The following is a 12,811-nucleotide window of genomic DNA, read 5'->3' on the forward strand; positions in this document are numbered from 1 at the left end:
GACGCCGACCCCCGCACACGACGAAGGCCGCCTCCCCGAGACGGGGAAGCGGCCTTCAGCCGTTGATCAGATCAAGCTCAGTGCTGCGGTGCTGCCCGGCGCGGACGACCCGCGCCGCGCTCGGTCCGCCCGAACGTGCGACCACCCTCGGAACGCTCCGAACGGCGCGGTCCACCGCGGAACTCGCCGCCCTCGGTGCGCCGGCCGGAGCCGCCGCGGTAGCCACCGCCACCGCTGCCGGCGGCCGCGGGGGCGCCGAAGCGACGACCGCCGGAGCCGCCGGAGCGGCGGGCCGGCTTCTCGCGCTCGATGATCGGCTCGCCGGAAGGCGTGCGGGCACCGGTGATGCGGACCAGGTCGTCGTCGCCGGGGCGCACCTTCGTGCTCTCCGGACGGATGCCCGCGCGTGCGGCCATGCCCTGGACTGCGCGGCGCTGGTCGTGCGTGACCAGGGTGACGACCGTGCCGGACTGGCCTGCGCGGGCCGTGCGGCCGGCGCGGTGCAGGTAGTCCTTCGGGTCGGCCGGCGGGTCCACGTGCACGACGAGTGAGACGTCGTCGACGTGGATGCCGCGTGCCGCGACGTCCGTCGCGATCAGAACTGGCGTGGTGCCCTCGCGGAACTCGCCGAGCACGCGGGTGCGTGCGCTCTGAGCCTTGCCGCCGTGCAGGGCGCCGGCGTGGACGCCGACCGAGCGGAGCTTCTTGGCCAGGCGGTCGACGTGGTGCTTGGTGCGCACGAACATGATCGTGCGGCCCTCGCGCGCGGCCACCTCGGTCACCACGTTCTGCTTGTCCTCAGCGGACACGAACAGCAGGTGGTGCTCCATGGTCGTGACGCTGGCGGTGGCCGGGGCCACCGAGTGCGTCACCGGGCTGTGCAGGTACTGGCGGACCAGCTTGTCCACGTCGCCGTCGAGCGTCGCGGAGAACAGCAGGCGCTGTCCGTCCTGCGGGGTCAGGTCGAGGATCGCGCGGACCTGGGGCATGAACCCCATGTCGGCCATCTGGTCGGCCTCGTCCAGCGCGGTGATCTCGACGGAGCCGAGGTCGCACGTGCCCTGGCGGACGTGGTCGGACAGGCGGCCCGGCGTCGCGATCAGCAGGTCGACGCCGCGGCGCAGGTGTTCGATCTGGCGCGGGAACGACGTGCCGCCGACGACGACGCGGCACCACAGGCCCAGCGAGCGGGCGTGCGGCATGAGAGCCGTCTCCACCTGCATCGCGAGCTCGCGGGTCGGGACGAGGATCAGGCCGCGCGGCTTGTTCGGCTGCGAGCGGCCGGTCGCGAGGCGGGTCAGCATCGCGAGGCCGAACGCCAGCGTCTTGCCGGAGCCGGTCTGGCCACGGCCGAGGATGTCGCGGCCGGCCATGGCGTCGGGAAGGGTGGCCGCCTGAATCGGGAACGGCTCGGTGATTTCGTTGGCGACGAGCGACTTGATCAGCGCGTCGGCAAGGCCGAGTTCAGCGAACGAGGGCAGCGGGCCTTCCGGCAGCGTGCTCTCGAAGACCTCGGCGACGATCGGTTCCTCGACCCGCTGCTGCGGACGCGAGGAATTGCCCTGGCGACCCGAGCGGCGCCGCGGTGACCTGCGGCTTTGCCCACGCTCGGAACGGCCTTCGGACATTGATGGCAAAACAAACCTCCGGGACATGGCACGTCTCGAGGCTGCCCCGCGAGCTACCGCGGTGCCGATCACAAGGACGGGCCCGGCGTGATGGTCACGCCGCTGATGAGTGGGTGGAAACACCGGTCAACGGCCGTCAAGCCTGCATCGGTGTACAGCACAGTCTAGCTGATCTATCGCGAAGCCTTGCGCGCCCGGCAGTGTCGTTGGACACGGCCGGGCGCGCAACGTGGGTCAGGCCATACCCGCCACGTCCAGCAGCGTCGCCACCAGCGCGGACGGGTCGCCGATCTCGTGCGGCAGGCCGCGCGAGGCGAACCAGCCGCAGATGTTGCGGACGTCGCGGTCGAGGAATTCCGGGCCGCGGGGGTTCGCGACCAGGTCGACCACCTGCGGCAGGTCGATCATGATCAGCCTGCCGTCGTGGACCATCAGGTTGTACGCCGAGAGGTCGCCGTGCGTCATGCCCGCCTCGGCGAGCGTCATCAGCGTCGCGACCAGCTGACGCCACAGGTCGAGCAACTCGTCCTCGTCGGGACGGGCCTGCGCGAGCCGCGGTGCCGCCGTGCCGTCGGAGTCCCCGATGAACTCCAGCAGCAGCTCGGTGCCGCTGCGCTGCACCGGATACGGCACGGGTGCGCCGATCTGCCACAGCTGGGCGAGCGCGGCGAACTCCGCGACCGCCCACTGCTCCGCGATCAGGTTGCGCCCGAACGCGGTGCGGTTCGCGATCGCCCGCGTCTCACGGGACTTCTTCATGCGACGACCCTCGAGGTACCCCGCGTCGCGGTGGAACATCCGGTGGTCGTTGCTGCGGTAGCGCTTCGCGGCGAGCAGGGTCGACCTGTCGCCGATGGCGCGTTCCAGCAGGAATACGTCCGCCTCCTTGCCGGTCTTCACGATGCCCAGCTCGCGGTCCACCGCGGCCAGTTCCGTGATGAGCCAGTCAGGATGCGGTTTCGGACCCTGGTCGGCGTCGCCCCACGTGGACCAGCGGTCGCCGTCCTCGGGGGTGTCCGCGGAGCTGAGCTGGTCCTCGCGCAGTCGCGAGACCCGCAGCTTCTCTTCCTCGGTCATTCGGCCGCGACGCGTCGGTCCCGCGTCGTCGGCGATCCGGTTGGTGCGCTTTCCCTTGCGCCGCATGGTGTCGTCGGCGCCATCGAAAGCAGATTCGTAACGTTCGAAAAGATCGTGCTCGCGCACGGTGGGGTCTCCCAAAAGGCGAAGGTGACCGCCCCACTGGCGCTCTGCGATCAAACGGTGCTGATCAGGCGCGAGGGGCGGCTGGACGGGTCGCGAACGCGGTGCCACGTCCAAAGACAGGCTCTGACATCACGCACCTCCTCGATCCAGCTTCGTTTCACGCTTCGGAGAGAAGCTTGCCGCGCGGGTCCCGATGCCCGCAACCGAATTAACCGGTGATCAGGTCCGCGGTCTTCTCGCCCGTCGGCACCATCGTGAGCCCGGCCTTCTGCGCGAGCCTGACCAGGCCTTTCAGGTCGTGCGGCTCCGTGCTGGACGTCGCGATGGCGCGCGCGAGCAACCCCTTGTGCGCCTTGTTGAAGTGGCTCACGACCTTGCCCTCGCTCGTGATCACCCGGACGACGACGGCGTGCGGGATCCGCGCGAGGCTGGAGTACGCGCCGGAACGCAGGTCGACGACGAACTCGCCGGCGTCCGCGAACAACGGCTCCAGGGCGGGCTTCCACACCGTCCGCAGGCTGCCGTGGTCGGGCAGCGTGCTGCCGCCGGACAACCGGTACGCGGGCACGGGATCGCCGCCGCGCACCGCCCCGAACAGCGCTGACGCGACCGCGAGCCGCTGGTAGGCGCGTTCCTTCGCGGCCTTCTTCAGCGACGGGAAGTCCAGGTTGTCGTAGAGCACGCCGGTGTAGCGCAACAGCGCGGGCGTGGTCTCCGACGTGCGCAGCGCCGCGTTGCGGTGCACCTCGTCGACCTGGCGTTCGGAGATGTCGAGCGCCTTGAGGCTCGCCGGGACGTTCTTCGCGAGATCGGCCAGCGCGGACACCAGCTTGTCGCGCACGGGGTTGAGCTCGGGGAACGACAGCGCGTCGAGGTCGAGCGGCGCGCCCTCGCCGCCGATCGCCTTGGTCTCCGACGGGGGAAGCAGCACCAGCACGGTTGAAAAGGGTAGGGCAAAGCCGGAAAACGGCTGGACAGGGCGTGGTCATCTGGAAGGCGTGGACGCACTCGACCGCCTGTACCGCTCGCTCGACGCCCGGCCGCGCCCGGAGGACGTGGCCGTCCTCGTGCTGGAGGCGCTGCCGTCGCTCAAGCGGCGCGAGCGTGCGGTGATCAACGGTGTCGCGGCGCACGCGTCCCGTTGGCACGGCTTCTCCGGGATGAGCGACGACTACGCCCGCCCGGTCGGTGCCGCACGTCAGGTCGCCGCCACCCGCCGCCTGTTCGAGATGGACGACGTGGTCGACGTCGAGGACCCGCTGTCGGTGCTGGAGTTCGCGGCGCTGGCCGGTGCCGGCATCGGCTTCGACCCGGAGCACGCGGACTTCCTCGCGGACCGGCTGAACCGCGACGCCCGCGCGTCCGCCGGCATCGAACTGTCGAAGCGGCAGTACAACCGCCGCTTCCGCGTGCTGCGCAGGCTGTCCGCGAAGGCCGATCGGCTGGGGCGCGCCCAGGAACTGCGCCGCGCGACGCTGCTCGCGTCGGCTGGGTTCGTGGGTGTGATCGACCGCGACCGCTTCCGGGCGGACCCCGACGCGGCCTGCTTCGTCGCGTACTTCACGGCCCGTCGCAAGCTGCGCCGCGAGTTCAGCCTGGCCGGCCGCGAGAACCCGTTCGACCAGGTCGCCGACGTGCTCCTCGAACGGTGCCGGTCCGGCACGGACTGGGCGATGATCGCGCTCGCGCACCCGGTGTGGGACGTCCTGCGGCACCTGTCCGCCGAGCAACTCGGCGAGTTGCTAGGCCGGTGGTCCGCGGCGACGAGGTCCATCGCCTCCGTGCTCGGCGAGCTGTGGCGCACGTCCGACGTGGACAGGGCGACGATGATCGTGCGTTCCGGTGTCGACTCGTCGACCTGGAACGCCTACGCCGGTGCCTACAACGCCGCCCGCACCGCGTGGATCGCCTGCTTGCACGCCGCAGGCCTCACGTCGTTGCTCGAGGCCGCCTGGCCGGGCAAGACGATGCGCGTCATGGCGGCAGACCTGGCCTGGTGGCACGGGCAGTCCGGTGGCGGCCTGCACCCGGACACCGCCGTGTGGGCATCCCTGCCGCTGCCGTGGGAGGTGCTGGACGGCACCGCGACGTGCACGCGTTCGTTCGTCGAGGTCGCGTGCCGTTCGCACGGTGTGGACCCGGAGCGCGCCGGCTGGACCGCGCCCCGCAAGCACGGCCTGATCGCGCGTTTCCGGCCGACCCCGGAACTCGTGCACGGCGTGGCCGTGTCGGATCCGTTGTGGGCCATGACATTGCGGCGTGCGCACGCGTTCAGCGGCAAGGCACTGCGCACCGAGGTATTCGGTGGACAGGACCTTCCCGGTTGAGCAGGCTGGAGTGCGTTCGGTGGTAGCTCAGAGGTAGAGCGCCCGGCTCTGGGACCGGGTGGACGCCGGTTCGAGCCCGGTCCGCCGAACGCACTTGGAACGCGTAGCTCAGTGGTAGAGCTCCGGCTCTTGATCCGGAGGGACGCCGGTTCGAGCCCGGCCGTGTTCCCCGACGGAGGTGCGGCGCGCCGGCCTCGTCCGTGACTGTCGCGGACGAGGCCTACCGGACCAGGCCTACGGCGCCTGGAGCGTCAGGTAGGCCAGGCCGAGCGTGCCGCGCCACCCCCGCAACCGGTAGCCGCGGGAGGTGTCGGCCTTCGCCCTGATCTCCGGCGCGTGCTCGGAGTCCGGGTTGTCGCGCAGCCAGCGTTCCCAGGCGAGACCGTGCCCGTTCTCGAACACGTCCCACTCGTCGAGGCTCGCCTGTTCCACCGCGAGCATGCGGTAGCCGTGAGAGTGCGCGAGGTCCACCAGGTCGGCCACCGAGCCGTACTGGTCGCGCGGCACCGGCATCGCCGCCAGCTGCTCCTCGGTCGGCTCGCGTTCCCAGAAACCCTCGCCCAGCAGGAGCCTGCCGCCCGCGCGCAACAGCTGCTTCGCCGCCGTGAGCGCGTTCGCCGTGTGCTGCAACGGGTCTCCACCCCACACCTGGCTGGCGCCGTTGACGATCACGACGTCGGCCGGCCGGTCCGGATGCCACCGGGCCACGTCCGCCACCTGCAGACTGACGCGGCCGGCCAGGCCTCGTGCCTCGGCGTTGGCCTGACCGTGCGCGATGTCCGCGGCGTTCAGGTCGACGCCGGTGCCGGTGGCCGTGGGTGCGGCTTCCAGGGTCCGCAGGAGGAACTCCGCCCAGCCGCAACCGACGTCCAGCACGTGGGCGTCGTCCAACGGCAGGAGTGAGCGGATGAGGCGAGCTGCTCGTGCCTCGGACAGAGGCCCGTGGAACGTCAGGTCCTCGTGCAGCGGTGCGATCTCCGGTGGCGTCATCGCTCGCAGGATGGCCCCGGTGGCTCATCGCGGGCAACGCGTTATTCGGTTGTTGGCGACATCCCCTCCCCGTAGCGTCATTCGACGTGGAACTCGTGTGGCGCCCGCTCACGACAGCGGACATCCCGGCGGTGGCCGCGCTCTACAACGCGGCCGAGGCGGTCGACGACACCGGCGAACTGTTGTCCGAAGAGGACTTCGCGGAGTCGTTCGGCAAGGCCGACCTGCCCGGTGGATCGCTGGCCGTGCTCGCGGGCGGAAGGCTTGCCGCCTACGGGCTGGTCGTGTTGCGCGACAACCCCGTGGGCACGCACCGCGTCCGGCTCGACGGAGCGGTCCACCCCGAGTTCCGCCGCGAGGGCATCGGGCGGCAACTGCTGCCGCGCCTCGCCACCCTGGCGCACGACCTCCACGTCGCACGACACCCGGACCTGCCGCTCGCCGTGTGCACCATGGTCGAGAGCCGCTCCGAGGGACACGTCGCCCTGGTCGAGAAGCTCGGCTTCGGCGCCGACCGCTACTTCTACGAGCTGGAGGTGGCACTGGGCGAGTCACTCGCCCAGGTCCCGGTCCCGTCTGGCTACGAGATCGTGCCGTTCTCCGCGGCTCGCGACGAAGAGGTCCGCAACGTCTGCAACACGGCCTTCGCCCAGCACTGGGGGTCGGTCGACCGCAGCCCTGAGGAGTGGGCGGCGTCGTTCACCGACAGCTTGCGGTTCGTTCCGGAGTCCTCCTTCCTGGCGCTCTCCGAAGGCACCGTGGTCGGGTTCGTGCTCGCACGGCACTACCCGGTGGTCGAGGAGATGACCGGCGTCCGCGAGTTGTGGATCGGGGACGTCGGCACCCTGGAGGAGCACCGCGGGCGTGGCGTGGCCTCGGCCCTGCTGAGCCGCACGCTGGCTCAGGGCAGGACGCAGGGCTACCACCGCGCCGGGCTCTCCGTGGACTCGGCCAACTCGACCCGTGCGCTCGGCGTGTACGAGCGCGCCGGGTTCGAGGTGGCGCGGACCTGGATCGACTACGGGCTGCCGGTCGCGCTTTGACCGGGTGACCCGGTCCGGTGGTGAGCGGATTCGCCCGGCGCCGGACCGAGCCGTGCCGCTGGAGCTCTGGGCTGCTGGTGGCGCTTTGACGGTGTGACTCGGCCCGATGGCAGGCGGATTCGCCCGGCAACGGACGAGCCGCACCGCTGGAGCTCCCGGCTCCCGATGGAGCTCTGACGGCGTGACCCGGCCCGGTGCGGAGCGAACTCGTCCGGCGACGGGCCGAGCCGCGCCGCTAGAGCTCTTCGCCGGCCTGGCCGACGCAGAACTCGTTGCCGTCCGGGTCGGCGAGCACGGTCCAGACGAGACCGGGAACGCTGTGCACCGCGACCTCCGTGGCGCCGAGCGCGACCAGGCGGGCGACCTCCGCCAAACGGTCGGGCACGTGCGAGTCGAAGTGGACTCTGTTCTTGCCCGGCGTGGCGTCCGGCACCTGCTGGATGCCGAGCGCCGGACCGGTCTCGGTGTTCGGCGCGAGCACGATGAACTCACCCCAGTCGTTCTGGATCGTGGTGCCGAGTGCGGCCGTCCAGAACTCCGCGAGCTTGCGCGCGTCGCCCGTGTCGATGGTGATCATGGCAATGGTCAGAGGCATGGATCGGACGCTACTCAAGGGGTCTGACAATTCTGGTTCGCCCAGGTCAGAGCCCAGACGGAGCACCGCGCGCGATTTCGCGGAACGCCCAACCAGTACGCTGTTTCAACTGCCCGTGAACGAGGAGCACCCACCGTGATCACCAGGATGTCGTCGCTGTTCCTGCGCACCCTTCGCGAGGATCCGGCGGACGCCGAAGTGCCCAGCCACAAGCTGCTGGTGCGCGCCGGCTACGTCCGCCGCGTCGCGCCGGGCGGGTACACCTGGCTGCCGCTGGGCCTCAAGGTCCTGCGCAACATCGAGGCCGTCGTCCGCGAGGAGATGGAGGCCTTCGGCGCGCAGGAGATCCAGTTCCCCGCGTTGCTGCCCAAGGAGCCCTACGAGGCGACGAACCGGTGGGAGGAGTACGGCCCCAACCTGTTCCGCCTCAAGGACCGCAAGGGTGCCGACTACCTCCTCGGGCCCACGCACGAGGAGATGTTCACCCTCACCGTGAAGGGTGAGTACAGCTCCTACAAGGACTACCCCGTCACGCTGTTCCAGATCCAGACCAAGTACCGCGACGAGGCGCGTCCCCGTGCGGGCATCCTGCGCGGCCGCGAGTTCCTGATGAAGGACTCGTACTCGTTCGACCTCAGCGACGAGGGCCTGAGCCAGTCGTACCAGGACCACCGCGACGCCTACATCCGCATCTTCGACCGGCTCGGCCTGGAGTACGTGATCGTCTCCGCCACGTCCGGCGCGATGGGCGGCTCGGCGTCCGAGGAGTTCCTGGCCGTCGCCGAGACGGGCGAGGACACGTTCGTGCGCAGCACCGAGTCCGGTTACGCGGCGAACGTCGAGGCCGTCGCGACGCCCGTGCCCCCCGCGCAGTCGATCGACGACAAGCCCGCCGCACAGGTGCACCACACGCCGAGCACGCCCACCATCGAGACGCTGGTGGACTTCCTCAACGCCAACACCGACCGCAAGTTCACCGCGGCCGACACGTTGAAGAACGTCCTGGTGAAGGTCAAGAGCCCCGGCAAGGACTGGGAGCTGCTCGCGATCGCCGTCCCCGGTGACCGCGAGGTCGACTTCAAGCGCCTCGAAGCAGCCCTCGAACCGGCTGAGGTCGCGATGCTGGAGGCGGCCGACTTCGCCAAGAACTCGTTCCTGGTGAAGGGCTACATCGGCCCGGGAGCCATCCAGGCCAACGGCATCCGCTTCCTCGCCGACCCCCGCGTCGTCACGGGCACCGCCTGGGTCACCGGCGCGGACAAGGCCGACCACCACGTCGTCGACCTGGTGGCGGGCCGCGACTTCACCCCGGACGGCGTCATCGACGTCGCCGAGGTCCGCGAGGGTGACGCGTCGCCGGATGGCAAGGGTGTGCTGGTCGCCGCGCGCGGCATCGAGATCGGCCACATCTTCCAGCTCGGCCGCAAGTACGCGGACGCGTTCTCGCTCGACGCCCTCGGCCCGGACTCCAAGCCCGTCCGCATCACCATGGGCTCGTACGGCGTCGGCGTCTCGCGGCTCGTCGCGGTCATCGCGGAGCAGTCGCACGACGACCGCGGCCTGATCTGGCCCCGCAACGTCGCCCCCGCCGACGTCCACGTCGTGGTCGCCGGCAAGGACGAGACGCTGATGAACGCCGGTGAGGACTTCGCGAAGCAGCTCAGCGCCAAGGGTCTCAACGTCCTGCTGGACGACCGCAAGGCGAGCCCCGGCGTGAAGTTCGCGGACGCCGAGCTCGTCGGCATCCCGACGATCCTGGTGATCGGCCGCGGCCTGAAGGACGGCACGGTCGAGGTCAAGGACCGCCGCTCCGGCGAGCGCGTCGAGGTGCCGGTCGCGGAGGCCGTCGACCACCTGGTGCAGGTCGTCACCAGCTGAAGCAGGAACTGAACGCCGGGCAGCGCGCTGGGGGTGGGTCGCGCGGCCCGGCGTTCAGCGTGTCACCGGGGAGCGGTCAGCCCGCCCGGCGGTCGGTGAGGTCCAGCGCCGGTTCCTCGAACCAGCCGAGCGCGCGTTCCCGCTTCACGGCCCGCTCGGCGCGGGGCAACTGGTCGGCCACGACGTCGCGCACCAGCAGATGCCGGAACCCGTACTCGATCTCGCCCGTCTCGCTGTTGCGGCCCTGACGGCGCAGGAAGTCGCGCTGTTCCAGCAGTTCCAGCGCCTTGGCGACCTCGAGAGCGTTCCGCTGCCCCGCCGCGGCCACCGCTCCTGGCGACACCAGATCACCCGCGACGGCGGCGTCCTGAAGCACTGCCTTCACCTCAAACGGCAGTGAGTCGAGCTGAGCGGTCAGCACGCCACGCACTGATGGCGGGACCGGCAGCGAAGCGTCGTTCTGCACGCACGGCATGCGCGGATCGGCCACCATGCGGGCGTACTCGGTGGCGAACAACGGGTTGCCGCCGACGCACGTCACCAGCGCCTGCCAGAGTTCGGACGACAGCTCGCGGGTCTGCAGCAACGAGTTCAGCAGGCTGCGCGTTCCGTTGTGGGACAACGGCTCCAGGCTGATCGTGGTCGCGTTGCGCTTGCCGCCGAACCACGAAGGCCTGCGTTGCAGCAGCTCCGGCCGCGCGGTGGCGATCACCAGCAACGGCACGGAACCGGCGTGCTCGCTCAGTTCCTCCACGAAGTCGAGCACCACGTCGTTCGCCCAGTGCACGTCCTCCAGGAAGACGACCAGCGGGTCGGACTCCGCGACCTCCTCCAGGAACCGCCGCCACGCCGGGAAGTCCGCCCGCACGCCAGGACCGGGTTCGGCCAGGCAGGCGAGGCTCCCGTGCAGCCGGTCCGCGAGCTCACCGACGCCGACCAACGACGCGAGAGCGGCCCGCAGGGTCTCGAAGGAGGAGAAGCCGCTCACGACGTCCGACAGCGGCCCGTAGCCGTGGTCGTCGCCGAAAGCCGTTGCAGTGCCACGCAATGCGGTCTTGCAAGATGACGTGAGCTCGTTGACGAGCCGTGTCTTGCCCACGCCCGCTTCGCCGAGCACGGTCACGAAGTGCGGGCGTCGGCGCGTGCGGACTTCCTCGAGAAGCCCTTGCAACACCAGCAACTCACGCTCACGTTCCACGAACGGCACGGCGGCCTGCGAACGCCGGGTCGCGCCACGCGGTGACACGCACGAGACCGCCTGCCAGCCCCCGGTCGGAGCGCCATCGGCCTCCCACGTCACGGAACCGGCCGCCTCACGGGTCGCGGAGCACGCACGAACGGCGCCCAGTGGAGACAACGCCATCAGCTGACGGCACTGATCGAGCAGCACACCCGTGGCAGTGGGCGTACCGGACGAAGGCAGGCGCACGAGAGAGTCGCCGGTCGCCACGCCGATCTGCACGTCGGCGACAGCGGCCAACCGGTCGCGGATGGCCAACGACGCACGCACGGCACGATCGGCGTCGTCCTCGGCCGTTTTGGGCACACCGAACAGAGCCAGGAACACGGAACCCACGTTGCCGCCGACGACGCCCCCAAGACGGGAGACCTCGGCGGAGACGACGGAAGCGACTTCCTGGTGCACCGCGTCGACGTCCTCCGGGTCACCGTCACCGGTCGCGAGACCGAGCTGGGCGGACACCATCACGACGCTGACGAGCTTGCGCTCCACGGTCGTCACGTTCATCGCGCCCGCGGTGACCGCCGGTGCGACGGGCTCTGCGACGGGTGGCGTGATCACGACGGGAGCGGACACGGGAGAGGCATGGCCGACGGAGAGCAGATGTCTGCGTTGCACCGACGGCGGAAGGTCCAGCGCGGGGGCGTGGTCGAGGATCGCGCGCTCCAGTTCCTGGAGCTCGCGACCCGGTTCGAGGCCGAGTTCCTCCACCAACGCCGCCCTGGTACGGCGGTAGACGCTCAGCGCGTCCACCTGCCGGCCACACCGGTACAGCGCGAGCATCAGCTGCCCGTTGAGTCGTTCGCGATACGGCTCCACCTCGATCAGCGACTCCAGCTCGCCGATGATCTCGTAGTGCCTTCCGCAGGCGAGTTCTGCCTCGAAGCAGTCCTCCTGCGTCGCCAGCCGCCCGTCTTTGATGGCGGTCAGCTCCGGCCAGTTGATGCCGGTCTCCGCAAGATCCGCGAGCACCGGTCCGCGCCACAAGCTCAGTGCCTTGCGGAGCACAGTCGCCGCGGCGGGCCAGTTGCCGGCGGAGAGTTCACCTCGTCCCTGTTCGGTCAGTTGCTGGAAACGCGACAGGTCGAGGGAGTTCTGGTCCACGCGCAGCAGGTACCCCGGCGCGTGGGTCAGCAGCAGTGCGGACCCTTCGGGGTTGCTGCCGTGGGGAGTGAGAACGCCTCGCAGCCCTGAGACGGCGTTCTGGAGCATCTTGCGCGCCGTGGGCGGGACATCCCGTGACCACAACGCTTGGAGCAGCTTGCTCGTCGCCACCACTCGGTTGGCGTGCAACAGGAGGAAACCCAGAGCCGCGCGCTGCTTGACGCCGCCCAGCGGCACGGGCAGGTCGTCGTCGAGGACTTCCAGTGAGCCCAGCAGGTGGAATCGCATGGTTCTGGCCTCCTTGGGTGACTATCCGAACGGAGGGGGAGCGATCAGCCCCAAGGAGTGTCGTCGTCCCACGGGGTGTCGCCGTCGGCCGGAAGGGCCGGCAGCGTGATGCCCTTGCCCCACGGGGTGTCGTCGGAAGCGATGGCGCCCCAAGGGGTGTCGCCGTCGTTGACGATCTGGCTCCAGGGGGTGTCACCGCCCGCGCCCTTGCCCCACGGGGTGTCGTCGTCGGCCTGGGCGGTGCCGGTGAAGAGCGTCAACGCGAGGGCCGCCGGGATGGCGGAGAGAACCAGAGCGGCTGCGGTCGTCTTGCGGATCATGTCGGCCTCCTCTTTCTTGGTCGGTCCTTGGTTCGAGTTGTGCTTCAGACACCTTCGAGTGGTGCCTGAGAACGAAGTTAGAAGTGCCGCCCATCGCCGCTCTATCGCGCACCCACCGCGTATCAATCGGCCGTGATGGCGGGGCTCGCGCAACCAATTGAGACGCTCCAATAGCTGACCCGCCAGTCAGCACAC

10 protein-coding genes and 2 tRNA genes are annotated in these 12,811 nt (G+C 70.1%); 5 read left to right on the forward strand and 7 right to left on the reverse strand.

Translation table 11 applies throughout. The features are described from left to right. Positions 1-77: 77 nt before the first annotated feature. The 3 genes from ACH413_RS45225 to yaaA form a co-directional block, all read right to left on the reverse strand. Positions 78-1,637 carry a DEAD/DEAH box helicase gene (locus ACH413_RS45225; RefSeq protein ID WP_396426061.1) on the reverse strand — a complete coding sequence of 520 codons (1,560 nt, stop codon included), beginning with the start codon at positions 1,635-1,637 and terminating at the stop codon, positions 78-80. Between the two features lie 225 nt (positions 1,638-1,862). Beyond that, on the reverse strand, positions 1,863-2,831 hold the full coding sequence (locus ACH413_RS45230) for a serine protein kinase RIO (protein WP_396426063.1): 969 nt from the start codon (positions 2,829-2,831) through the stop codon (positions 1,863-1,865). A gap of 208 nt (positions 2,832-3,039) precedes the next feature. Beyond that, complete coding sequence (yaaA, locus tag ACH413_RS45235; RefSeq protein ID WP_360048176.1) at positions 3,040-3,768, reverse strand: peroxide stress protein YaaA; 729 nt, start codon at positions 3,766-3,768, stop codon at positions 3,040-3,042. Positions 3,769-3,829: 61 nt separating this feature from the next. Here yaaA and ACH413_RS45240 point away from each other — a divergent pair, with 61 nt between their 5' ends. The 3 genes from ACH413_RS45240 to ACH413_RS45250 all read left to right on the forward strand — a co-directional run bounded on the left by ACH413_RS45240 (position 3,830) and on the right by ACH413_RS45250 (position 5,327). Continuing rightward, a complete protein-coding gene (locus ACH413_RS45240; protein ID WP_360048174.1) occupies positions 3,830-5,158 on the forward strand; it encodes a hypothetical protein in 1,329 nt (442 codons plus the stop codon). A 16-nt stretch (positions 5,159-5,174) separates the two neighbouring features. Then, a tRNA-Gln gene (locus ACH413_RS45245) sits at positions 5,175-5,247 on the forward strand. Positions 5,248-5,255: 8 nt separating this feature from the next. Beyond that, a tRNA-Lys gene (locus ACH413_RS45250) sits at positions 5,256-5,327 on the forward strand. A 65-nt stretch (positions 5,328-5,392) separates the two neighbouring features. Here the strand turns inward: ACH413_RS45250 and ACH413_RS45255 are convergent. Further along, positions 5,393-6,148 (reverse strand): class I SAM-dependent methyltransferase, encoded by a 756-nt coding sequence (locus ACH413_RS45255; protein ID WP_360048172.1) that lies wholly within the window; start codon positions 6,146-6,148, stop codon positions 5,393-5,395. An 86-nt stretch (positions 6,149-6,234) separates the two neighbouring features. Between ACH413_RS45255 and ACH413_RS45260 the strand changes: the two genes are divergently transcribed. Next, positions 6,235-7,191 (forward strand): GNAT family N-acetyltransferase, encoded by a 957-nt coding sequence (locus ACH413_RS45260; RefSeq protein ID WP_360048170.1) that lies wholly within the window; start codon positions 6,235-6,237, stop codon positions 7,189-7,191. Positions 7,192-7,426: 235 nt separating this feature from the next. On the opposite strand, the gene ACH413_RS45265 is transcribed toward ACH413_RS45260, so the two are convergent. After that, positions 7,427-7,786, reverse strand: a complete 360-nt coding sequence (locus tag ACH413_RS45265) for a VOC family protein (protein ID WP_360048169.1) — start codon at positions 7,784-7,786, stop codon at positions 7,427-7,429. 135 nt (positions 7,787-7,921) lie between these two features. Between ACH413_RS45265 and ACH413_RS45270 the strand changes: the two genes are divergently transcribed. Next, positions 7,922-9,664, forward strand: a complete 1,743-nt coding sequence (locus tag ACH413_RS45270) for a proline--tRNA ligase (protein ID WP_360048168.1) — start codon at positions 7,922-7,924, stop codon at positions 9,662-9,664. Positions 9,665-9,740: 76 nt separating this feature from the next. Here ACH413_RS45270 and ACH413_RS45275 read toward each other — a convergent pair whose 3' ends face one another. Beyond that, positions 9,741-12,296 (reverse strand): BTAD domain-containing putative transcriptional regulator, encoded by a 2,556-nt coding sequence (locus tag ACH413_RS45275; protein WP_360048167.1) that lies wholly within the window; start codon positions 12,294-12,296, stop codon positions 9,741-9,743. A gap of 44 nt (positions 12,297-12,340) precedes the next feature. Continuing rightward, positions 12,341-12,616 (reverse strand): hypothetical protein, encoded by a 276-nt coding sequence (locus ACH413_RS45280; protein WP_360048166.1) that lies wholly within the window; start codon positions 12,614-12,616, stop codon positions 12,341-12,343. Positions 12,617-12,811 lie beyond the last annotated feature (195 nt).

This window comes from Lentzea sp. NPDC020367 (assembly GCF_044387305.1).
Classification (GTDB): domain Bacteria; phylum Actinomycetota; class Actinomycetes; order Mycobacteriales; family Pseudonocardiaceae; genus Lentzea.

What these genes read in the sequence shown, in the direction of transcription:
- ACH413_RS45275 (WP_360048167.1), bottom strand. Translation starts at nt 12,296, where the DNA reads ATGCGATTCCACCTGCTGGGCTCACTGGAAGTCCTCGACGACGACCTG.
- ACH413_RS45265 (WP_360048169.1), bottom strand. Translation starts at nt 7,786, where the DNA reads ATGCCTCTGACCATTGCCATGATCACCATCGACACGGGCGACGCGCGC.
- ACH413_RS45255 (WP_360048172.1), bottom strand. Translation starts at nt 6,148, where the DNA reads ATGACGCCACCGGAGATCGCACCGCTGCACGAGGACCTGACGTTCCAC.
- ACH413_RS45280 (WP_360048166.1), bottom strand. Translation starts at nt 12,616, where the DNA reads ATGATCCGCAAGACGACCGCAGCCGCTCTGGTTCTCTCCGCCATCCCG.